Genomic DNA, 22,342 nt, shown 5'->3' with positions numbered 1-22,342 from the left:
GACTTTAACATTATACGCATATCACGTATCTTCACACCTCAAAAATAGTACTTTAAAACCTATTGCATTATTGATATGGAAAATGTCGTGATCCGCGAAATTAGAAAGGAAGATAACCCGCAAGTAGCCAAAGTTATACGGCAAGTGTTGGCAGACTTAGGTGTGCCAAAAGTAGGTACGGCTTATGAAGATCCCTCATTAGATCAAATGTTTGAGCATTATGAGAAACCTAAGGCAACTTATTTTGTTGCAGAGGCTAATGGTTCTATTTTAGGTTGTGCTGGTGTTGCGCAGTTAGACAATTATGAAGGTAATGTGAGTGAGCTTCAGAAAATGTACTTTTTAGAAGAGGCGAGAGGTAAAGGTGTAGGTCACGAAATGATAACGGTATGTTTAACTCGTGCCAAAGAATATGGTTTTGATGCCTGCTATTTAGAGACCATGCCAAATATGGAGGCTGCTCAAAAATTATATAAGAAAATGGGATTTGAATATATAGATGCCAGAATGGGAGATACAGGTCATTATTCTTGTCCCGTTTTTATGCTTAAAACATTTTAACTGTGCTTTTAAGAGAAATCAAAAATATATATCATTCAGAATTAGATGCCATCTACAGTAAAGAAGAAGTCAATAGTTTCTTCTATTTACTCATTGAGCATTATTTTGATTTAGAACGTTTTATTTTGGCAATTCAGCCAGAGCTGGTAATTGATAAAAAACAGGAAACTGTTATATTCCAAGCCTTATCAGAATTAAAACTAGAGAAGCCTATTCAACATATTATTGGTACGGCATATTTTATGGACCTAGATTTTAAGGTTAATGAGCATGTATTAATACCGAGACCAGAAACTGAAGAATTAGTCCGTTGGATTTTAGATGATCATAAGAATACCGCAAAAATCTTGACCATTTTAGATATGGGTACAGGTAGCGGTTGTATTCCTATTTCTTTGGATAAAAACCTGACAGATGCAAAAGTATTCGGTTTAGATATTTCTACGGATGCTTTAAAAGTAGCTGAGGAAAATAACGCATTGCTGAATGCAGGTGTAAAATTTTACGAAGCAGATATATTGTCTTTGGATGCGGAAACCTCAGCAAAAGAGTTAGATAAAAAATTTGATATCATTATTTCTAATCCGCCATATGTGCGAGAATTAGAAAAAGCAGAAATGCAAAACAATGTCATAGACCATGAGCCTAGTTTAGCACTTTTTGTACCGGACGAAGACCCTTTAAAGTTTTATAGCGCAGTAGTCAATTTTGCAGCTGATCATTTAAATGAAAATGGTTGTTTGTATTTAGAGATCAATCAGTATTTAGGAGAAGAAACTAAACAATTATTAGAGGAATCTAATTTTAAGACTATTGAGTTGCGAAAAGATATGTTTGGTAATGACCGCATGATAAAAGGAATAAGAAAATGAAAAGTATAGTAGTGTTTTGCGGTAGTAGTGAAGGTGTCGATTCTGTGTATGGATCGAAAGCATATGAATTGGGAGAGACTTTCGCAAAGAAAACTATTCAGCTGGTGTATGGTGGAGCCAAAATTGGCATCATGGGTAAAGTAGCCGAAGGAGTTCTTAACAGTGGCGGAAAGGTAGTAGGTGTCATTCCTGTATTCTTGAAAAAGAAAGAAGTTGTTCATGAAGGGTTAACGGAATTAATTGTTACCAAAAATATGCATGAACGTAAATTGAAGATGCATGATTTATCTGACGGTATACTAATGCTTCCTGGCGGATTTGGAACTCTAGAAGAATTTTTTGAAATGTTGACCTGGTCACAATTGGGACTACATCAATATCCGATAGGAATATTAAATACAAACGGCTTTTATGATTCTCTTCTAAAGATGATGCATGATATGGTCAACGAAGGGTTTGTAAAACAGGAACATATAAATACTATTTTGGTAGATGATGATATAGATTCATTACTAAAGAAAATGGAAAATTACACTCCGTTACCAACACCAAAATGGATTAATAAAGAGCAGCTTTAAGGAATATGAAGGCAAAAATAGAAGCACTAAGAAAAGAGTTACGAGAGCATAATCATAATTACTATGTGTTGGATAATCCGACCATTTCTGATTATGAGTTCGATATGAAATTGAAAGAATTGCAAGAGCTGGAGGCAAAGCATCCAGAATTCTATGATGCAAGTTCCCCTTCACTTCGTGTTGGTGGTATGATCACAAAGAATTTTGCAACCGTAGTTCATGAACATAGAATGTATTCTTTGGATAATTCGTACTCCAAAGAAGATTTAGAAGATTGGGAGAAACGTATTCAGCGTAACCTAGGTGATGTGCCCGTTGCATTTACGTGCGAGTTAAAGTATGATGGTGCATCTATTAGCATAACTTATGAAAAAGGGAAGCTGGTAAAAGCAGTTACCCGTGGAGACGGAATTCAAGGAGATGATGTCACCAATAATATTAAAACTATAAAATCTGTACCACTTCAATTGAAAGGCGATTATCCTGATAAGTTTGATATACGTGGAGAAATCGTTTTGCCTTTTGAGGGATTCATGAAAATGAATGAAGAACGAGTGGCAAATGGTGAAGACCCATACATGAACCCTAGAAATACAGCATCTGGTAGTTTAAAGCTTCAAGATAGTAGTGCTGTTGCACAAAGACCGCTAGAGTGTTTATTATATAGCATAGTAGGTAGAAATCTGAATATAGACTCTCAGTTTTATATGTTAGAGAAAGCCCGTGAATGGGGCTTCAAAGTACCAACAGTGGCAAAGCTTTGCCAAACTACAGATGAAGTTATGGCATTTGTAGAGGAATGGGATGTAAAACGACATGAGTTGCCTTATGAAACAGATGGAGTGGTGATAAAAGTAAATAGTCTTCAGAATCAAGAAGAACTAGGATTTACGTCAAAATCGCCGCGTTGGGCAATGGCGTATAAGTTTAAGGCAGAGCAAGTCTTTACTACCTTAAATGAAATAACCTATCAAGTAGGGCGTACAGGGGCAATTACTCCTGTAGCTAACTTAGAACCTGTTTTGCTTGCAGGGACAACAGTAAAAAGAGCCTCATTGCACAATGCTGATCAAATTGCAAAATTAGATGTACGTGTTGGTGATACCGTATTTGTAGAAAAAGGAGGAGAAATCATTCCGAAGATTATAGCGGTAGATCTAACCAAAAGACCTGCAGATTCAAAACCTACGGAGTATATACATCAGTGTCCCGAATGCGGAACAGAACTTACCCGTACAGAAGGTGATGCCAAGCATTACTGTCCAAACGAATATGGTTGTCCTCCACAGATAACTGGTCGTATTCAGCATTTCATTTCAAGAAAGGCAATGGATATTGAAGGCTTAGGTGGTGAGACCGTAGAATTACTATTTAAAGAAGGTTTAATAGATGATTATGCCGATTTGTATAAACTCACCAAAGAAGATGTGTTGCCGTTGGAGCGAATGGCTGAGAAGTCCGCAGAAAATTTAGTCAAAGGCGTATCCGAATCAGTACAAGTCCCTTTTGAGCGTGTACTATTTGCTTTAGGTATTCGTTTTGTAGGGGAGACTGTAGCAAAGAAATTGGCAAAGGCATATAAAAATATAGATGCTTTGAAAGAAGCTACCCTAGAGCACTTGACATCGGTTGATGAAATAGGAGAGCGTATAGCGCAGAGTGTTATTGACTTTTTTGCGAATGAGAAGAATATCGATGCTATAGAAAGATTACGTAGTTACGGCGTACAATTAGCAATATCTGCCGAGAAGTTAGAAAACCAGACCGATATGTTGGCGGGTAAAACCTTTGTAGTATCAGGTGTGTTTGAGATTCTAAGTAGAGATGAGCTTAAAAAGAAAATAGAAGATAATGGAGGTAAAGTAGGATCTTCTATATCATCAAAAACTAGTTTCTTGATAGCAGGTGATAAAATGGGGCCAAGCAAGCGTACCAAGGCAGAGAATCTAGAAATACCAATTATTAGTGAGCAAGATTTTATAAATATGATAGCATAAACAACTATGGACGTTTTTACAATTATTTCAGTATTAGTATTTCTATCGGCAATATTCGGTTATATAAATGCGCGTTTTCTAAAACTACCTAACAGTATTGGCTTAATGCTGATTACAATTCTATTTACCTTGGTGGTTTTTTTAATTGGTTATATCGATGATACCTTAATTAATGCAGAAAGATATATCATTACCCAGATAGATTTTAAATCTGTATTACTAGATATTATGTTGAGTTTCCTCTTGTTCGCAGGGGCACTTCATACCAATTTTGAACAATTAAAAGTACAGCGTTGGCCTATATTAGTATTCTCTACCTTAGGTGTGTTGGTATCAACCTTCTTAGTAGGTACGAGCATGTATTATTTATTACAATTGATAGGAATGAATATCTCTTTTATCTATTGTCTACTTTTTGGTTCGTTAATCTCACCTACAGATCCAATTGCAGTATTGGGAATATTGAAAAAGGCAGGAGCACCAAAGCAATTAGAAACAAAAATCGTAGGAGAGTCATTGTTTAATGACGGAGTAGGAGTAGTTGTTTTCTTAACCATTTTTCAATTGGCTTCGGCAACTGAAGTAGCTGTTAGTCCTTTAGACATCTTAGAGCTTTTTGGAGTTGAGGTTATAGGTGGGTTGGCATTAGGTCTAGCCTTAGGTTGGGGAACATGGAAACTTATGAAGTCTATAGATGATTATGATATAGAAGTAATCATAACTTTGGCAACCGTTATGGTAGGGACATTGATAGCACAGAAATTCCATTTATCTGCTCCATTGGCAATGGTTGCTGCAGGTTTGGTAGTAGGTAATGATACGGTACGTAATTCAGCCATGTCAGAAACTACAGAAACCTATGTAGATAAATTTTGGGAGTTATTAGATATTCTTTTGAATACACTTCTATTTGTTTTAATTGGGATGGAAATGCTCGTATTATCCTTTAAAACAGAATACGTAATTGCCGGATTGCTGGCAATTCCTTTAGTGCTTATTTGTCGATACTTATCGCTATTAATTCCTATTAAGTTCTTTGAGAAGAAGCTAGATTTTATACCGAAAACTAATTTGGTAATGACTTGGGGCGGATTGCGTGGTGGTATATCCATAGCATTGGCATTAGGTTTATCTGATGAAATGCATAGAGATGCATTTTTAGTGATTACATACATAGTAGTGGTATTCTCTATTATCGGACAAGGTTTAACTGTAGAGAAGCTTATTAAAAGAGTTGTAAAATGATACCGAAGACCTATCTTGAATTTGAAAAGAGTTTAGAGTTGTCTCATGTGCCAAAAGAATGGACGGACGGACTAAAAGCGGCTTGGTATGATGCCAAAGGCGATTGGGAAGCTTCTCATAACATAGCACAAGACATGCATAGTGCTTTAGGTAGCTGGTTACATGCATATTTGCACCGTAAAGAAGGCGACCGTTTTAATGCGGGATATTGGTACAGGTTGGCGAATAAAGAATATCCAACAATTACCTTAGACGAAGAGCTTAAGGTAATTGTGGAATATGTGATAAAAAATAAAACCTAGTCTTTACATTATTTTAGTTGGTAATTATTATAACTGGTAGTTGTCAATTTTTCAAAAGTCTTCTCGAAATCACTTTTACTATTGAATCCGCATGCAGAAATAAGAGTATTTAAATCATTCGATTCTAGAAATCCCGAATCAATTAGCTGCTTTGCTTTTTCTACTCTTATATTATTTCTATAAGAAGTAAAACTGATGCCTTTTGTTTGATAGAAAAAATAAGCAGCATGATAAGCAGGCACATGTAAAAGTTCTGCACAAGCTTTTAAATTAAAACCTTGTTTTAAAAATGCTTGCTGTTGTTCTATAGTTATTAGTGAGTTGTTTAGTTCTTGATTATCTAACCCGTACATCTGTGAATTGGTATCATTTGAAATAGATGATGAAACCAATAACTGATTCTTTGGAAATCCGTAGAGAATAGAAGGGAAGTATAAGGGAGCTATGCTTATCAATAATAAAACTAGAAACAAAATAATCTGTAAACTGTATAAACTTGTGGTTGATACATTTAAAGTATTGATACCTAACATTCTTTCTACACCAAAAAACAGAGTAATAAAAGCCATTAAGGTTAATGCCGCATAAAACAAAAGCAACCATCTATTAAGAATAATCTTTAGTTTATCATTTGGGTTTATATCTAAAAATCGTCTTAACAACGGTAGTAGAGAAAGTAAGTATATTAATTGCCATAAATGACGTAAGCTGTAGTGTTCATTTAAGCTTAGGAGACCATATTTTGCATTAAATCGCTCTTTTGGGAAATTAATGGCATTTTCTACAATCTGATTATAGTAGGATGCTGGATTAGAAAAAACAAGGGCAACATCTATGACGCTTAGTAGAAAGGGGATAAATAGTAAAATGTATTGCCATTTCCACGTAAACTTATCGTCCATAACTGTTTTAAAATAGAAATATACAGGTACGCTTATTACGCTGTAGAGTAAGAGTGGCCAAAAGTAAAACCATTTGAATTGAGTTAACAATCCATCGGTTATAATGTAAGTTTGAAGGTTGTATATGGAAAAAACAAAATAGAAAAAAGCAAGAAATTGTTGAGGTAATTTATTTACATTTTTTCTTAAAAGTAATACAGCGGTTAAAATAAATCCGAAGATTGCAATTAACAAGAAAACAATATTCATTGAATAACTTTTTATTATTCATTTTAATAACAATGCTAATGTACAATTTATATTACATGAAATGTAGCTGTTTTGGTTGAACTAAGAATTTAAAATATAAGCTCAATGAAAGAAGTTTAATAGTATCCTACAAGAAATAGTAAAGATTAGATGTCGTGCCATTTTTATTGTTGTCTATTTTAAATAGAAAAAAGGACAAACTGAAAAACCGGACTCCATTAAGAAATCCGGTTTAAAATATAAAAAATACTGTATGTATTAAATCATCTTAAAATCAAGCAACATTTCTCCTTCAATAGAAGCCTGTAAATGATCTCCTTTAAATGTTTCACCTGCACCTATTGCCGGTGTACCGGTAAAAATCATGTCACCAGGATTCAATGTCATAAAAGAGGAAACAAAACTTATGATTTCAGCAAAATTATAAATGATGTAGCCTGTATTACCTACTTGTTTTTTTTCTCCGTTAATTACTAAATCAAAATTAATATTATCTAATTCAGGAAAGTCCGATACTGGTTTAAAACCTGCAATAGGTGATGCGCCATCGAAACCTTTTGCTAAAGCCCAAGGCCCTTTTTTTTCTCTACTTGCCGTAAGTACATCTTTTGCAGTATAGTCAATACCAATACCTATTTCAGAGATATAAGAGTTTGCATCTGTTATACTTACATCTTTTGCTGTTTTACCAATTTTCACAACCAATTCTACTTCATAAATCAATTGATTGGTAATAGCAGGGAATGCTACGTCTTTACTATCTGTAACCAGGGTAGAATCTGGCTTTGTGAAAATGAGTTGTACATCATTCTTTAATCCGTCAATTTCAGATTTGTCAACTACGTAATTCTTTCCTATGCCTATTATTTTCATCGTTTATTATCTTAATGTGTAATTCAGTTTATGGGACTAAATTAATGATTATTACAACTATGGGGATAATGAATTTATTGAAATCACATTATCTCTGCGTTTTGTTTTAGGATTATGTTGAGGTAACGTTTTATTTTATAATATCCATTTTTCTAAGGGCTAAAAGTGTAATAGATTTTCTTTTTTTGCTAAATTCATTCATATTGATATCAGAAGATAATGGTTCTAGATTAGTGGCAAATAAATAGGTGTTATCAGCTACTTCAATATAACCTACAAACCAACCATTAAATTTTTCGCGACGTATGGTTAAGCCCGTTTTTCCGCTGAGCGTATAGTTCTTTTCCGTATCGATGATCATGATTTTTTGAACGATGTCTTTTGTCCTTTTTGAAATAGGGAGTTTGTTACCATAGAACCTTTTTAAGAAAGCGATTTGTTGCATTTGGTTGATACGTGATGTTCCTTCCAACCAAAAGTTTCGAATGTTTAACGAGTCTATATGAAGATCACCATAGTGTAGTTTTTCTACATAGGTGTTCATTCTTTCAGGGTTGATTTTTGAAGCCACTTCTTGATAACAGGGCACGCATGAGTATTGAAAAGCATCTTTTAACGCCAGATTTTGTTCCCATATGTCTAACCATCTGTCTTCACCGTTCCATTTAAAAATGGTACTGTCACTTTTAATGACTCCGGTTTCAAGTCCTATAATGGAGTTTGCAATTTTAAAAGTCGATGCAGGCAATCTTCCTTGATTTGCCCAGTCAAAATCATTGGAGTAAAAGATGTCTTTCTTTAAATCATATATGACTACGGATCCCTTAACATCTGAGGAATCTATAATAAATTGAAATTTAGTATTTTCTATCTTATTTTCAATTGAATTTGGCTGTTCAACAGTATGGTCCTTATTTTGTTCTTTACATGAACTTATACATAATAAGAGTAAAGTGATATGGCTAAATTTCAAAGACATTAGAAAAAATATAAGGTTAATAAAAAGAGCTTTAAAGATAAATATTTGAATTTATAAGCAGTAACCTTATGCTTGTAGCTAATGTTTTTTTATTCCGATGTGAAGCAATTCACTTTATGTGTTTTATTGATTTTTGGTAGCAGTTTTGTTTTGATTGAGTGCTTTAGTTTGATTTATCGCCATAAACAATACAATTGCCGCAATAATTCCAATAATTAAATTCCCCGTTGGTGTAATATCAAAGGGATTGAGTAAAATCATCATTAAGCTAGCTGCCACCCACAAAATGTCTTGAATAATAATCCATTGCACAGCTAATCTTCTTTGTTTTTTAGTCTCATACCAAATAGTAATGGTGAAGTAAAGTAACACCAAACCAACCACCCAAAAGATAGTAGTATTGTCCGTACCAAATAGTGCAGCTATTTTAGAATTAAATATAATCAGTAATATGCCAGAAATGCTAGAGAATATGGCATTGGCTTTTAAAGCGTTCTGTAATTTGTTCATGTTTTAAAATTCTTGTTCTTGCAAATTTCAGCAAACAAGATATCATCTCTCTTGACAAATGGTAGTTAATTCAATTTTCTCAACCTACTTAATGATTCTGGTGTAATACCTAACATAGAAGCTATGTATTGCAATGGTACAGTATTAAAGAGTTCCGGTTCTTCTTCTAGTAAGCTTTGAAATCTTTGTTTTGCTGTGGTATGTAGTTGGGAGAACATACTTTTTTCCAGCAAGGCGAAAGAATTCGCCAACAGAAGGTTGTCAAATTCCAACCATTTGGGTTCGGTTTTATTCAGTTTATAATGATCTTCTCTATTGATGACGTAAATAGTACAATCGGTCACAGCCTGAATGTTCCAATGGTTCTCGGTTTCAAAAACAAAACTAGAAAGTGATGTAATAAATTTACCCGAACTACCAATCCATAAGGTGATTTCCTTGCCATCTACAATGTCGTAAATTCTCATATAGCCAGATGCAATAAATGCCATTTGTCTACAGGTTTTTCCTGATTCCAAGAAAAAATTACCTTTTGAAATTTCCATAGGTTCAAAGACTGAAACAATAGCATCTAAAGAAAGATTGTCAATGGAGATTTGATTTAAGATGCAGTTTTTTAATTTTTCCATTTTGATGAGTGTTTGTTATCCATAAATACAAAAATTAAAAGAGATTAGTAGTGTGCAAATACATGAATTTTTCTATTTAGTTTTAAAGGACTCTAGTAAAGAAAATATAAATTATTTCAAGAAGATGCAACATAAATAAAGTTTGCAGAATTATTATAAGTTAATGCATGTAGAATTTAATTTAGGATGTATGTGGATAAGATATTATTTAATCCGTTTTGACAATCATAGTATTTATTAAGAAATGGTGTTTGACTTATGCTAAGCTAATTACACTTTTCTTTTCTATATCCATACATGATACTATCGTAGAAATAAATCTATAATACCTTCCTAAAACAAACACTGTTGGGCATATGCTCGTACGGAGGGTAATTATCAATAATTGTGTAATTATTCTTTTTGTAGAGTGCAATGGCTTCCGGCTGGCGTAATCCGGTTTCTAGAACAGTGTAAGAGTAGTTTAGTTCTTTAGCCCACTCTTCTAATACAACTAGCGCTTTTGAGGCAATTCCTTTTCCGCGATAATCTGGTTGAACATACATACGTTTAATCTCAACGGTGTCTTCGTTAAACTTTTTAAAAGCACCACAGGCAACAAGTGTTTCGTTCGAATAAAAGACAACACAGTTTTTCAACGCATCAATACCATTAAATTGTGCATAAAAAGCATTCTCATCTCCATCTCGTAATGCCAAATCAGCATCAAGTAAGGCAACTAATTCTTTGAAGTTTTGGTTATCGCTAGAACAACGTTTGTAGTATAGCATTTTAAGATCTAATTTTTAGACTTTAATTGTGTATCCGTCGGCTGTAGTGTTTTTACTATCAAAATAGAAATCTATACGACCAAGGTTAACTCCAAAACACCCTACTTGATTTACCAAAACATCACGTTCTGCAGCATTGGTTACAATTGTAGGTTTATCTAAAAATGTATGGGTGTGACCACCAATAATCAAATCGGTGTATTTAGTTCTTTTGGCAAGCTTTAAATCATCAGGTTTTTCAGTACTATATTCATATCCTAAGTGAGAGAGACAAATGACCAAATCGCATTTTTCATCTTCTTTTAGTTTGGTTTCCATATCGGTTGCCAGTTCATAAGGGTCAAGAAATACAGTCTCTTTATAGAGCTGTTTTGTAACCAATCCGTCTAATTTAATCCCTAATCCGTAGACACCAACTTTAATTCCGTCTTTCTCATAAATCTTATACGGCTGTGTTTGTCCGTCTAAAATCGTATTTGAAAAGTCGTAATTGGCACTAATAAAATTAAACTTCGCATAGGGCATTTGGGCTAACAATCCGTCAATACCATTATCAAAATCATGATTACCAATAGTGGTGGCATCATAGTTAAGCATACTCATTAGTTTAAATTCCAGCTCACCACCATAAAAATTGAAGTAGGGGGTACCTTGGAAGATGTCGCCGGCATCGAATAGAAATGTATGCGGGTTCTCTTTTCTAATACTATCTACCAAACCTGCTCTACGCGCCAAACCGCCCAAACCAGGGAAATTTGCGTGATCGTTAGGGAATGCATCTACATGACTGTGTACATCGTTGGTATGTAAAATAGTAATATGCTTTTTAGTAGATAGGTTGCAAGAGTTTAGACCTAAGCCACCAAGGGTTAATAGACTAGATGACGCAGCAGTATTTCGTATAAATTTTCTTCTTTCCATTTTACTGTAATTGATAGTATCTTAAATCTACTTTAGGGGCAAGAGTATCCACTTTAGAAAAGAAATCTATCATGGCATTTCGTATTTTATAATCGGTTTCTGTTTTAGAAAGTGCTTCTTTAAAGAAGTTCATATTATCGCCGCCAGTTACCAGGTAGTCAGAAGTAGCAACATAATAAGACTTGTTTTTATCTACAGACTTTCCGTTAATAGTAAAAGTATTTACCGTGTTATCTTTGTTTAGAATAAGCTGTATACCAGCAACAGGATGCGCTCTTTTAGATTGTATTAGATAGTCGACCATCTTTAATAATGCATCGCCTTTAAGTTCTACTACTACCACGGAATTTTCAAAAGGCATTACTTCATATGCAGTTCTAGAAGTGACATTACCCTTAGATATAATAGATCTAATACCGCCATGGTTCAATAATACCAAATCAATAGTATGCCCTGTGCGCTTATTGAATATGGGGCTGGTTTCGCTCAATACAATATCGGCCATTAAATTACCTGCTGTAGTATTGAATTTGCCATCGGTTTTAGTGATTACAAAAGGTGCATATGCTAAAGTACTGTCTAAAATACTTTCAACACGATCATGGTAAGGCTGAATAAATTTCTGAATACTGTCAACTGAAGTAAAACTGGTGTCAATCGGTATCTGCTTGCCAGTCAGTTCTTTTAGCTGCTCAGGGTTGTTTTTGCAAGATGCTAAATGTAGCAATGTTAAAAATATAACAAAATGTTTTATTTTTAAAATATCAAAGTGTTTTAACTTCGCCATAGAGTTGCAGGGATATTATTTACATTTGTCAAAATGTAAAAATACATGTTTTTAAAAGGAATTAAGGACAAGTTTAAACGGAAATCTGGCCGTAAGATATTAAAACAGTTGGTGGCAACACCAGTTGCTGTAACGCGTGAGAGTAAAGGAATACGTTCTGTTGGTTGTATTGTGGATCTAGATAAGTTTGAGAAAACGGAACTGTTTTTTCAGTTTCAAGAAGAGCTATCATTGCATCCTAATGCGGTTAAAATTATTGGTTATAAGCGTTTTTATGATAAAAACTCACCATATGCCACTCCTGTTTTTTCAGATAAGGACTTAGGGTGGAACGGTGAAATAGAAAACAGCTATGCCCTTGAGTTTTTAGGACGAGAATATGACCTTTTAGTGAATTATTATAATGAGGATAGCCTGCTGTTGAATTTAATGTCGGTAAAGGCAAAGGCTCGTTTAAGAGTGGGGTTTAAAGAAGTAGGACCTACTTACAATGATTTAATGTTAGATACGCCGTTAAAGGACTTTCAGATATTTAAAAAAGAATTGAAAAAGTACTTGGGCATTTTTAAAGAGATTTAATTATGAGAGATTTAAGGGGAGCAGGAGTAGCGTTAATTACGCCTTTTAAAGAAGATGGTACCGTAGATGTTGAAGCCCTTAGAAGAGTAGTGGCCTATAATATTGAAGGTAATATAGACTATTTAGTGGTATTAGGTACTACTGCTGAATCAGTAACCCTATCAAAAGCAGAAAAGCAATTGGTAATGCAGACCGTAGAAGAAGCCAATAAAGGTGCTTTGCCTTTAGTAATAGGTATTGGCGGTAATAATACCATGGCTTTGGTAGAAGAATTGAAATCTGCAGACTTATCTGCATATGATGCTATTTTATCTGTTTCTCCATATTACAATAGACCTACGCAAGAAGGTATTTATCAGCACTTCGCAGCCCTATCAGATGCATCACCGTTACCAATAATTTTATATAATGTACCTGGCCGTACCGGTAGTAATATGTTACCAGAAACCGTAGTTCGCCTTGCAAAGAAATTTGATAATATAATAGCGGTAAAAGAAGCCTGTGGCGATATGACACAGGTACAAGAACTAATATCTAAAAGACCAGAAGGTTTTCTAGTGCTTTCCGGGGATGATATTACGGCATTGCCAACTATAGTTGCAGGTGGTGATGGAGTAATTTCTGTAATTGGTCAAGGTTTGCCTGAAGAATTTTCTAAAATGGTACACGAAGGATTAGATGGTAATACCGAAGTAGCCTATAGTTATCATTATAAAATGCAAGATGGTATGAAGTTGATTTTCGAAGAAGGAAACCCGGCTGGTATCAAAGTTATATTTGAATATTTAGGTCTTGCCAAGCCTTTTGTAAGATTACCATTGATTACAGCGAGTGATGCCTTAAAGCATAGAATTGTTTCATTTATGGAATCTATGATACGCATACCAGCATAAATATTCGTTAAATCTTCACTTAGTAGGACATTCGTGTGCTGTAAAGCCTGTATTTTTATTGGTTTAAAATGTTTTTTAAATCCATTGATAATCACTAATTTTGCAAAATGTTTTTTAAAATGAGGAGAGTTTTCCCAATACTATTGATTGCCATTGCTTTACAATCGTGTAGCGAGTACCAAAAAGTACTTAAGAACGATGATGTAAAAGCTAAATACGATATGGCCGAAACTTTCTATGAAGAAGGTGATTTTAGAAGAGCCAACAGATTGCTTGAGCAAATAGCGCCTAAATATGTAGGTAAACCTCAAGGTGAGCGTGTTATGTTCTTTTTATCTAATAGCTACTTTCAGCGAGAAGATTACAATATGGCAGGCTATCAGTTTGAGCGTTTTGTGAAATCATATCCAAAAAGTGATAAGGCGGTAGAGGCTACTTTTTTAGGAGCTAAAAGTTTCTATAAGTTATCTCCAGAATATTCTTTAGATCAGACAGATACAGATAAGGCGTTGTTGAAATTACAGAATTTCATTAACACGTATTCTGAATCTGAGTTTTATGCCGAAGCCAATACTATGGCACAAGAGCTTACAACAAAAAAACAAGAAAAAGCGTTTGAGATATTAAAGCAGTATAATAAATTGGGTGAATTCAATTATGATATGCTTAAATCTGCAGTAGCGGCGAGCGATAACTTTGTGTCAGATAATCCTGGTTCTCCTTTTAGAGAAGAGGCAATGTTCATTAAGGTTGAAGCATTAACACACATGGCGGTAAATAGTTTTGAGCAATTGAAAGAAGAGCGTTTAAAAAATGCCAAGTCTGCTCATGCAGCAATGAAAAAGCAGTTTCCAGAATCTAAATTCGATAAGGAAGCTACAGATTTAATTGAAAAAATTGATAAAGAATTACAACGCATGCAAGCGCAGGTCGTTGAATCAAAATAAATAATTTAATTATGAATATGAACGATTTAAAAAACTCTAAGGCATCGGTATCTACGGTAACTATTAACCGTAATGAGTTCGATGCGCCTACTGAAAATATTTATGAGGCTATTTCAATCGCTGCAAAGCGTGCTGTTCAGATTAATTCTGAAATTAAGAAAGAGCTTTTAGAGAAATTAGAAGAGTTTGCTACTTATAGCGATAGTTTAGAAGAAGTTTTTGAAAACAAAGAGCAGATCGAGGTTTCTAAGTTTTATGAAAAATTACCTAAGCCACACGCAATGGCAGTAGAAGAGTGGTTGACTGATAAAATCTACCACAGAAACACAGAAAAAGACGCTTAAGAAATATGTTGAACGGCAAAAATATTCTTTTAGGAATTACAGGAGGAATTGCCGCTTACAAAATAACATTCTTAGTTCGTTTATTTATAAAAGCTGGCGCTAACGTTAAGGTCATACTTACCGATAGCGCCAGCTCTTTTGTTACCCCACTTACCCTTGCCACTTTGGCTAAGAACCCGGTAGTGCTTGATTTTGTAAAGACGGAAGGCAATACCGTGGACTGGAACAATCATGTAGATATGGGACTTTGGGCAGACTTAATGGTCATTGCACCAGCTACGGCGAATACCATGTCTAAAATGGCAACTGGTAACTGTGACAATATTTTAATGGCTACATATTTATCGGCTAAATGTCCGGTTTTTATTGCTCCGGCAATGGATCTTGATATGTATAAGCATCCAAGTACCCAAAGTTCTTTTGATGCGCTTACTTCTTTTGGTAACATGATTATACCGGCAACAAGTGGTGAGCTTGCTAGTGGTTTGCATGGCGAAGGTAGAATGGCAGAACCAGAAGATATTGTAAGCTTTATTAAAAAGCAGTTATCTGATGGATTACCATTATCTGGTAAAAAAGTTTTGATTACTGCAGGGCCAACCTATGAAGCAATAGACCCTGTTCGTTTTATAGGAAATCACTCCTCAGGCTTAATGGGATTTGAGCTCGCTAAAACAGCGGCAAGTCTAGGTGCAGAAGTATATTTAGTTACTGGACCTACATATTTATCTGTTACTCACGATAACATTCATGTTGTCAATGTGGTATCTGCGGACGATATGTATCATAGCGCTCAAATGTATTATGAAACTTCAGACATCGTAATTTGTGCAGCAGCTGTAGCAGATTATAGACCTAAGACAGTAGCAGAACAGAAGATTAAAAAATCCGAAGAAAACTTTACTATTGAATTAGTGAAGAATAAAGACATCCTAAAAACCTTCGGTGATCATAAAAAAAATCAATTCTTAGTTGGTTTCGCTTTAGAAACAGAAAACGAAATTGAAAATGCAAAAGGTAAGCTAAAACGCAAAAATCTAGATGCCATCGTATTGAATTCTATGCGAGATAAAGGTGCTGGTTTTGGTGGGGTTACCAATAAAGTTTCATTTATAGATACCAATTCTAACATTACTGCGTTTGAACTAAAGACCAAGGCAGAAGTTGCCGTGGATATCTTCAATGAAATTATTAAAAGACGGTATGCGTAAGGCTGTATTTCTATTACTTTTCACCTTTATTAGTTTAGTTACAAATGCTCAAGAATTAACTTGTGCAGTTACGGTCAATTCTGACCAACTATCTCGTGGCGAGCAACAAGTTTTTAAGACATTAGAACGTTCTTTGAATGATTTTATCAATAAAACAAAGTGGACAAATAGAGTTTACAAAGAGAACGAAAGGGTAAATGCCCAAATGTTCATTACCATTACCTCTTACGAATCGAATAATTTTAGTGGTAATATTCAAATACAATCTTCTAGACCAGTTTATAATACCTCATATTCATCGCCGGTTTTTAATTATAAAGACAATGCGTTTAATTTTCAATACATTGAATTTCAGCCTTTAATTTTTAATGAAAATCAGTTCGAATCTAATTTGGTAAGTGTAATGGCATATTACGTTTATGTAATATTAGGTCTAGATGCAGATACCTTTTCATTAGAAGGCGGAACCGATTTTTATAGAAAGGCACAGAATATTGTAACTCAAGCTCAAGGTAGTAATTCTGCCGGATGGAGCCAATCTGCAGATTCTAACAGAAGTAGATTTGAATTGATAGATAATCTTTTGTCAAATACCTATAGAGAGTACCGTATTGCGATGTACAACTATCACAGAAAAGGGCTTGACATATTACCTGATAACAATAGTACGGGTAAGCAAGTAATTGCGGGTACGATGAATTTATTTCAGACGATGATTAATAGAAGACCAAATGCATTTTTGATTTCTACTTTCTTTGATGCAAAATCAGAAGAGATTAAAAATATTTTTTCTGACGGTCCAAAAGTGGATATCGTGAAGCTTAAGGAAACCCTCAATAAAATAGCACCTTTATACGCAACTACCTGGAACGATATTAAATATTGAACCATTTTACGAAACGGAATTATAGATTACCTTTGTGAATCTAAAATTCTAACGCGTGCTATCAACCCTTTCCATTTCTAATTACGCATTAATTGATCGTCTAGAAGTAGACTTCAATAAAGGTTTCACGGTTATTACCGGTGAAACAGGTGCAGGTAAATCTATTTTACTTGGCGGATTATCTTTAGTGCTAGGTAAACGTGCAGATTTAAGCTCTTTACGAGTTAAGGATCAGAAATGTATTATAGAGGGAACTTTCAGAATAGACACGTACGGACTCCAGAACTTCTTTGAAGAAAATGACTTGGACTATGAAAATAGTACAGTTATAAGACGAGAGATTTTACCTAGCGGTAAATCCAGGGCGTTTGTAAATGATACTCCGGTAACATTAGGAGTCTTGTCAATCTTGGGAGAAAATCTTATTGATATTCATTCTCAGCATCAGACCATGCAGCTTACCGAAAACGATTTTCAGTTAAAATTGGTAGATGCATTGGCAAACAATCAGAAACGATTATCAGAATATAGAAAAGGTCTAAAAACCTATCGCAAAGCCCAGAAAGAACTAGATAAACTTATTGAAGTTCAAAGCACTGCGAATAAAGAACAAGATTACAATACGTTTTTGTTAGAAGAACTTGAAAAGGCGCCATTGATAGCAGGGGTCATTGAGGAATTAGAGGAAGAATACGAGCAACTTAACAATGTTGAGTTGATTATGGAGCAGCTGTCAAAAGGAGATCAGTTGTTTAATGACGAACAAATTGGTGTTTTGCCGTTGGTGACAGAAATGCGTCAATCACTTTCGAAATTAGTCGATTTTGGGTCCAACTATAATGATTTATTTGAGCGTGTAAAATCTGTACTGATAGAATTAGATGATGTTAGTTCAGAATTACAACGATTACAAGAAGGGGTAGAAGCGAACCCTGATCAGTTAGAACAGGTAAATAACAAGTTACAACTACTATATAATTTGTTGAAAAAGCATAATGTTAGCGATATAGCAGAATTGATTGTTATTAAAAATGACCTTGCAGACAAAGTTTTTGAAACGGCAAATTTGGATGACAAAATAATTTCAAAAACAAAAGGAATTCAAGAGCTCCAAGCAGTTTTAGAAGCGCAAGCAGTTGTTTTGAGTAAAAAGAGAAATTCTGTAATTCCGCAATTAAAGAAAAAACTAGAATCTGATTTAGGGTTGTTAGGTATGCCAAGCGCATCATTCGAAATAAAATTAAATACCGCAGAAGAATTTACAGCTACCGGTAAAGATGAACTTTCATTCTTGTTCACCGCCAATAGAGGTGGCAGTTATGGAGAATTAAAAAAAGTTGCATCTGGTGGAGAATTGTCAAGAATAATGTTGGTGATTAAAGCGATACTGGCTAAGTATGAAAAACTACCAACAATCATGTTTGATGAAATTGATACAGGCGTGTCTGGTGAAATATCTAACCGTATGGCAGATATCATGAAAGATATGAGTGTAGATTTGCAGGTATTTTCTATTACTCACTTACCACAAGTAGCATCAAAAGGAAATCATCATTTCAAAGTGTTTAAAACGGAAGGTAAAGAACGTACCATGACAAATTTAAAACAATTGACAGATGATGAAAGAGTAGTGGAATTAGCTCATATGCTAAGCGGAAAAGATTTATCAGATTCTGCTTTGGCTCATGCAAAAGAGCTTTTGAGCGCTTCTTCAAGTGTATAAATCACAACAATTTTAAAGAATGTAATTGCTACTAATAGCAATCAGGTCTTTGTTTACTTGAATTAAGACTGTTGTTTTAGGGTTTTTAAGTAATACTTCAATTCTCTATTAACATATTTTAGATATCTTTGAATATTAAATCTAACTATAGAATCAACCAGCATGGGATATAACTTATTAAAAGGAAAAAGGGGAATTATTTTTGGAGCATTAGACGCAAATTCTATTGCATGGAAAACGGCACAAACGGTACACGCTGAAGGTGGTACTTTTGTTTTGACAAACGCCCCAATTGCCATGAGAATGGGTCAGATAGATGAATTGGCTAAAGAAACCGGTTCAGAAGTTATACCAGCAGATGCTACAAGTGTTGAAGACTTGGATAATTTAGTAGCAAAAGCAGTTGAAATATTAGGAGGAAAAATTGATTTCGTATTGCATTCTATTGGTATGTCCGTTAACGTTCGTAAAGGTCGTGCTTACACAGATGAGAAATATGATTTCACAGCAAAAGGATGGGATGTTTCAGCCCTTTCTTTTCATAAAGTATTACAATCGCTTTATAAGGCAGATGCTATGAATGAGTGGGGTAGTGTTGTAGCGTTGACCTATATGGCAGCACAAAGAACATTCCCAGATTATAATGATATGGCAGATAACAAAGCATATTTAGAGTCTGTTGCTCGTAGCTTTGGTTACTTTTTTGGTAAAGAGAAAAATGTACGTGTAAATACGATTTCTCAATCACCTACTGCAACAACTGCAGGGCAAGGGGTAAAAGGTTTCGATGGTTTTATCAGCTACGCTGAAAAAATGTCTCCGTTAGGTAATGCTTCAGCTCAAGATTGTGCTGATTATACCATAACATTATTCTCTGACCTTACGAGAAAAGTAACAATGCAAAACTTGTTTCATGACGGTGGTTTCTCTAACACAGGGGTTAGTCAAGAAGTTATAGAGAAGTTTTAATCATAATTTTAATTTTCCAATTTTGTTGGATCCTATTCATTAAAGGAAGGTAATAATGGACTTATCGTTTTCTTTTATCATTCCTGTATACAATAGACCCAACGAAATTAAAGAACTGTTGGACAGTCTACGTTTACAAACCTATGACAAAACTTTTGAGGTGGTTATCGTCGAAGACGGATCTACTATTTCATCTGAAAAAGTCATAGGTGAGTATGTAGACGCTCTTGCAATTTCATACTATAAAAAACCTAATTCTGGTCCTGGTGATTCTCGTAATTACGGCATGTCTCGGGCAAAAGGTAATTACTTTATAGTATTAGACTCTGATTGTATTTTACCGCCACAATACCTTGTGGAAGCAGAAAAAAGTTTACAAGAAGATTATGTGCATTGCTATGGTGGTCCAGATGCAGCACATGAATCTTTTTCTACTGTTCAGAAAGCAATTAACTATGCTATGACCTCTTTTTTGACCACAGGCGGAATTCGCGGTGGAAAAAAAGCAGTAGATAAATTTCAGCCCAGAAGCTTTAATATGGGTATTTCGAAAAAAGCTTTTGAAAACGTAGGCGGATACGGAAATATTCACCCAGGTGAAGATCCAGATTTAACGATACGTATTTGGAATAAAGGGTATAGAACAAAACTGATTTCAGAAGCATTTGTTTATCATAAAAGAAGGATAGACTGGAACAAGTTTTATATTCAGGTAAACAAATTTGGTATGGTGCGCCCAATTTTAAATAAGTGGCATCCAGAAACAAAGAAAATTACATATTGGTTTCCTACCGTGTTTTGTTTGGGATTATTGGTTTCAATTATATTGGCTATAGTAGGGTTTATGGTGCCATTGTATATTTATTCTTTATACTTTCTGTTATTATTCATAGATGCCCTTAGAAAAACCGGTAATTTAAAAGTAGCCTTCCTATCTTTATTGGCAACTGCGATACAATTTTTGGGATATGGGTACGGATTTTTAAAATCAACCCTGTATATTAATTCTTCAGGTAAGAAACCAGAGGAAATTTTTCCAAAATTATTTTTTAGAGTGAACTGATGGAACGTTTATTAGAGTGGATTAAGACAGGGCTAAAGAAAAGAAAGGTAAAAGTCTTTCTTGTGTTCTTATTGTGTGCATCACTAGCTTGGTTAATTAATAAATTATCGCTTACCTATACCAATAACACTACCTTTCAAGTAGAATACATTAATGTTCCTGAAGAATTTTTGTTGGCAAATACGCCCAAAGATGAAATACAAGTAAGACTACAAGCAGCAGGATTTCAGTTTTTGGGATATGAATTGAAACCTAAGCATATTCAACTAGATGTAAGTAAGGTAATGCATAAAGATGGTAGTTATTATCTAACGTCTGACCAAATTAGAATTCAATTAGAATCTCAACTTAACAATTATAGCACGCTGACCGATTTTGATAGCGACGCAATATATTTCGATTTCACATCTTTAGAGATGAAAAAAGTACCTGTGAAGGTGTTAATGGAGATGACTTTTGCAGCCAATCACATTCTTGAAGGTGATATTAGGGTAAAGCCAGATTCTATACAACTATCAGGTCCTAAGAGTCAAATAGACACTATAAACCAAATAAGAACTGTGTTGTTTAAAGCAGACAATGTAAATAGCTCTTTTTCAAATGAAATTGCTTTACAATTACCAGAGCAACTAAAAGGAACTACATTTTCTAATAAAAGAGTTAAGGTTTCTGGTAAGGTGGTCAAATTTTCTGAACAGGTCATTAAAGTTCCTGTTCACGTCATTAATTTACCTGAAAATATAAAGGTTCGTACTTTTCCGGAAATTGTTGAAGTGCGTTGTCAAGGTACATTGGAGCATTTGAAACAATTAGAAATAGAAGATTTTTCTGTAGAGGCAGATTACGCCAAGATATCGAAAGAAACAGAAAATAGATTGTCTGTAAAATTGGTGAAATACCCCAGAGCATTAAACAATGCTGTAATGAGTACAAATGAAGTCGAATTTATACTTCGAAGAGAATGATAATAATTGGTCTTACAGGAGGAATTGGAAGTGGTAAGTCTACTGTCGCTACTATGTTCAAAGAATTAGGTGTTCCGGTCTACGACTCTGACCAACGTGCAAAGTATTTAATGAACACTTCTAAAACTATCAATAAACAATTGGTGGAGCTGTTAGGGGATGAAGCTTATGAAAAAGGGAAGCTGAACAGACCATATATAGCAGAGAAAGTTTTCAATGATTCAGAATTATTGGCAGAACTCAATAATATAGTACATCCAGTAGTAAGGCAAGATTTTATAGATTGGACAAATGAGCAAGATGCAAGCTATGTAATTCAAGAAACAGCTTTATTGTTTGAAAATAAATCTCAAGATCTCTATGATGAAGTCATTTTGGTAACTGCTCCCAAAGAAGTCCGTATTAGTCGTGTATTAAATAGAGATAATACTACAAGAGCGCAGGTTGAAGCTCGTATGAACAACCAGCTTGAAGATAAAATAAAATTAGAATTAGCCAATTTTATTATCGAAAATATTGATTTGGAAAGAACTAGAGAAAAAGTTCTTCAAGTGCACGCATCTATCCTAGCTGACTGTTAGTAATTT

The 22,342-nt window shown here is 34.5% G+C and carries 25 protein-coding genes; 17 read left to right on the top strand and 8 right to left on the bottom strand.

Features of this window, described 5'->3' with window-relative positions; translation table 11 throughout:
• Positions 1 to 75 precede the first annotated feature (75 nt).
• From BUC31_RS12830 to BUC31_RS12805, 6 genes are read left to right on the top strand one after another with little or no spacing between them, the layout of a single operon-like run.
• Positions 76 to 561 (top strand): GNAT family N-acetyltransferase, encoded by a 486-nt coding sequence (locus BUC31_RS12830; RefSeq protein ID WP_073244781.1) that lies wholly within the window; start codon positions 76 to 78, stop codon positions 559 to 561.
• A gap of 2 nt (positions 562 to 563) precedes the next feature.
• On the top strand, positions 564 to 1,433 hold the full coding sequence (prmC, locus tag BUC31_RS12825) for a peptide chain release factor N(5)-glutamine methyltransferase (RefSeq protein ID WP_073244780.1): 870 nt from the start codon (positions 564 to 566) through the stop codon (positions 1,431 to 1,433).
• Positions 1,430 to 2,011 (top strand): LOG family protein, encoded by a 582-nt coding sequence (locus BUC31_RS12820; protein WP_073244779.1) that lies wholly within the window; start codon positions 1,430 to 1,432, stop codon positions 2,009 to 2,011. The genes prmC and BUC31_RS12820 overlap by 4 nt, the downstream gene beginning before the upstream one ends.
• Before the next feature lie 5 nt (positions 2,012 to 2,016).
• Positions 2,017 to 4,008 carry an NAD-dependent DNA ligase LigA gene (gene ligA / locus BUC31_RS12815; RefSeq protein ID WP_073244778.1) on the top strand — a complete coding sequence of 664 codons (1,992 nt, stop codon included), beginning with the start codon at positions 2,017 to 2,019 and terminating at the stop codon, positions 4,006 to 4,008.
• Between the two features lie 6 nt (positions 4,009 to 4,014).
• Positions 4,015 to 5,253, top strand: a complete 1,239-nt coding sequence (locus BUC31_RS12810) for a cation:proton antiporter (RefSeq protein ID WP_073244777.1) — start codon at positions 4,015 to 4,017, stop codon at positions 5,251 to 5,253.
• Positions 5,250 to 5,555, top strand: a complete 306-nt coding sequence (locus BUC31_RS12805; RefSeq protein ID WP_073244776.1) for a hypothetical protein — start codon at positions 5,250 to 5,252, stop codon at positions 5,553 to 5,555. The genes BUC31_RS12810 and BUC31_RS12805 overlap by 4 nt, the downstream gene beginning before the upstream one ends.
• A gap of 8 nt (positions 5,556 to 5,563) precedes the next feature.
• Here the strand turns inward: BUC31_RS12805 and BUC31_RS12800 are convergent, their stop codons facing one another.
• From BUC31_RS12800 to BUC31_RS12765, 8 genes are all read right to left on the bottom strand, one after another.
• Entirely contained in the window at positions 5,564 to 6,457 is an 894-nt protein-coding gene (locus BUC31_RS12800) for a helix-turn-helix domain-containing protein (RefSeq protein WP_170861961.1), read from the bottom strand.
• A 507-nt stretch (positions 6,458 to 6,964) separates the two neighbouring features.
• Positions 6,965 to 7,579: a fumarylacetoacetate hydrolase family protein gene (locus BUC31_RS12795; RefSeq protein ID WP_073244774.1), complete on the bottom strand. Its 615-nt coding sequence runs from the start codon at positions 7,577 to 7,579 to the stop codon at positions 6,965 to 6,967.
• A gap of 130 nt (positions 7,580 to 7,709) precedes the next feature.
• Positions 7,710 to 8,552, bottom strand: a complete 843-nt coding sequence (gene blaOXA / locus BUC31_RS12790; RefSeq protein WP_073245944.1) for a class D beta-lactamase — start codon at positions 8,550 to 8,552, stop codon at positions 7,710 to 7,712.
• A 129-nt stretch (positions 8,553 to 8,681) separates the two neighbouring features.
• The gene (locus BUC31_RS12785) at positions 8,682 to 9,068 is read right to left on the bottom strand and encodes a hypothetical protein (RefSeq protein WP_073244773.1); all 387 of its coding nucleotides are present in this window, start codon (positions 9,066 to 9,068) and stop codon (positions 8,682 to 8,684) included.
• Positions 9,069 to 9,133: 65 nt separating this feature from the next.
• The gene (locus BUC31_RS12780) at positions 9,134 to 9,697 is read right to left on the bottom strand and encodes a Crp/Fnr family transcriptional regulator (RefSeq protein WP_073244772.1); all 564 of its coding nucleotides are present in this window, start codon (positions 9,695 to 9,697) and stop codon (positions 9,134 to 9,136) included.
• A 320-nt stretch (positions 9,698 to 10,017) separates the two neighbouring features.
• Entirely contained in the window at positions 10,018 to 10,467 is a 450-nt protein-coding gene (locus BUC31_RS12775; protein ID WP_073244770.1) for a GNAT family N-acetyltransferase, read from the bottom strand.
• Positions 10,468 to 10,482: 15 nt separating this feature from the next.
• Positions 10,483 to 11,388, bottom strand: coding sequence for a bifunctional metallophosphatase/5'-nucleotidase (locus tag BUC31_RS12770; protein WP_073244768.1), 906 nt, complete (start codon positions 11,386 to 11,388; stop codon positions 10,483 to 10,485).
• A gap of 1 nt (position 11,389) precedes the next feature.
• A complete protein-coding gene (locus tag BUC31_RS12765; protein ID WP_073244766.1) occupies positions 11,390 to 12,175 on the bottom strand; it encodes a 5'-nucleotidase C-terminal domain-containing protein in 786 nt (261 codons plus the stop codon).
• 45 nt (positions 12,176 to 12,220) lie between these two features.
• Here BUC31_RS12765 and BUC31_RS12760 point away from each other — a divergent pair, with 45 nt between their 5' ends.
• The 11 genes from BUC31_RS12760 (at position 12,221) to coaE (ending at position 22,336) form a co-directional block, all read left to right on the top strand.
• Positions 12,221 to 12,754, top strand: coding sequence for a DUF6913 domain-containing protein (locus BUC31_RS12760; protein ID WP_073244764.1), 534 nt, complete (start codon positions 12,221 to 12,223; stop codon positions 12,752 to 12,754).
• Between the two features lie 2 nt (positions 12,755 to 12,756).
• Positions 12,757 to 13,647 (top strand): 4-hydroxy-tetrahydrodipicolinate synthase, encoded by an 891-nt coding sequence (dapA, locus tag BUC31_RS12755; protein WP_073244762.1) that lies wholly within the window; start codon positions 12,757 to 12,759, stop codon positions 13,645 to 13,647.
• A 119-nt stretch (positions 13,648 to 13,766) separates the two neighbouring features.
• Positions 13,767 to 14,594: an outer membrane protein assembly factor BamD gene (locus BUC31_RS12750; RefSeq protein WP_244534046.1), complete on the top strand. Its 828-nt coding sequence runs from the start codon at positions 13,767 to 13,769 to the stop codon at positions 14,592 to 14,594.
• A 17-nt stretch (positions 14,595 to 14,611) separates the two neighbouring features.
• Positions 14,612 to 14,938: a DNA-directed RNA polymerase subunit omega gene (locus tag BUC31_RS12745; RefSeq protein ID WP_073245942.1), complete on the top strand. Its 327-nt coding sequence runs from the start codon at positions 14,612 to 14,614 to the stop codon at positions 14,936 to 14,938.
• A 5-nt stretch (positions 14,939 to 14,943) separates the two neighbouring features.
• A complete protein-coding gene (gene coaBC, locus BUC31_RS12740; protein WP_073244759.1) occupies positions 14,944 to 16,149 on the top strand; it encodes a bifunctional phosphopantothenoylcysteine decarboxylase/phosphopantothenate--cysteine ligase CoaBC in 1,206 nt (401 codons plus the stop codon).
• Complete coding sequence (gene porD / locus BUC31_RS12735; RefSeq protein ID WP_073245940.1) at positions 16,142 to 17,035, top strand: type IX secretion system protein PorD; 894 nt, start codon at positions 16,142 to 16,144, stop codon at positions 17,033 to 17,035. Before coaBC ends, porD begins: the two co-directional genes overlap by 8 nt.
• A 55-nt stretch (positions 17,036 to 17,090) precedes the next feature.
• Positions 17,091 to 18,758, top strand: coding sequence for a DNA repair protein RecN (recN, locus tag BUC31_RS12730; RefSeq protein WP_073244757.1), 1,668 nt, complete (start codon positions 17,091 to 17,093; stop codon positions 18,756 to 18,758).
• Positions 18,759 to 18,920: 162 nt separating this feature from the next.
• Positions 18,921 to 19,727, top strand: a complete 807-nt coding sequence (locus BUC31_RS12725) for an enoyl-ACP reductase FabI (protein ID WP_073244756.1) — start codon at positions 18,921 to 18,923, stop codon at positions 19,725 to 19,727.
• Positions 19,728 to 19,782: 55 nt separating this feature from the next.
• A complete protein-coding gene (locus tag BUC31_RS12720) occupies positions 19,783 to 20,790 on the top strand; it encodes a glycosyltransferase family 2 protein (protein ID WP_073244754.1) in 1,008 nt (335 codons plus the stop codon).
• Positions 20,790 to 21,755 carry a CdaR family protein gene (locus BUC31_RS12715; RefSeq protein WP_073244752.1) on the top strand — a complete coding sequence of 322 codons (966 nt, stop codon included), beginning with the start codon at positions 20,790 to 20,792 and terminating at the stop codon, positions 21,753 to 21,755. Before BUC31_RS12720 ends, BUC31_RS12715 begins: the two co-directional genes overlap by 1 nt.
• Positions 21,752 to 22,336: a dephospho-CoA kinase gene (gene coaE, locus BUC31_RS12710; RefSeq protein WP_073244750.1), complete on the top strand. Its 585-nt coding sequence runs from the start codon at positions 21,752 to 21,754 to the stop codon at positions 22,334 to 22,336. Before BUC31_RS12715 ends, coaE begins: the two co-directional genes overlap by 4 nt.
• The last annotated feature ends 6 nt before the right edge of the window (positions 22,337 to 22,342 follow it).

Source organism: Maribacter aquivivus (genome assembly GCF_900142175.1).
GTDB classification, from domain to species: domain Bacteria; phylum Bacteroidota; class Bacteroidia; order Flavobacteriales; family Flavobacteriaceae; genus Maribacter; species Maribacter aquivivus.
This window is presented reverse-complemented; position numbering and strand designations above follow the sequence as displayed.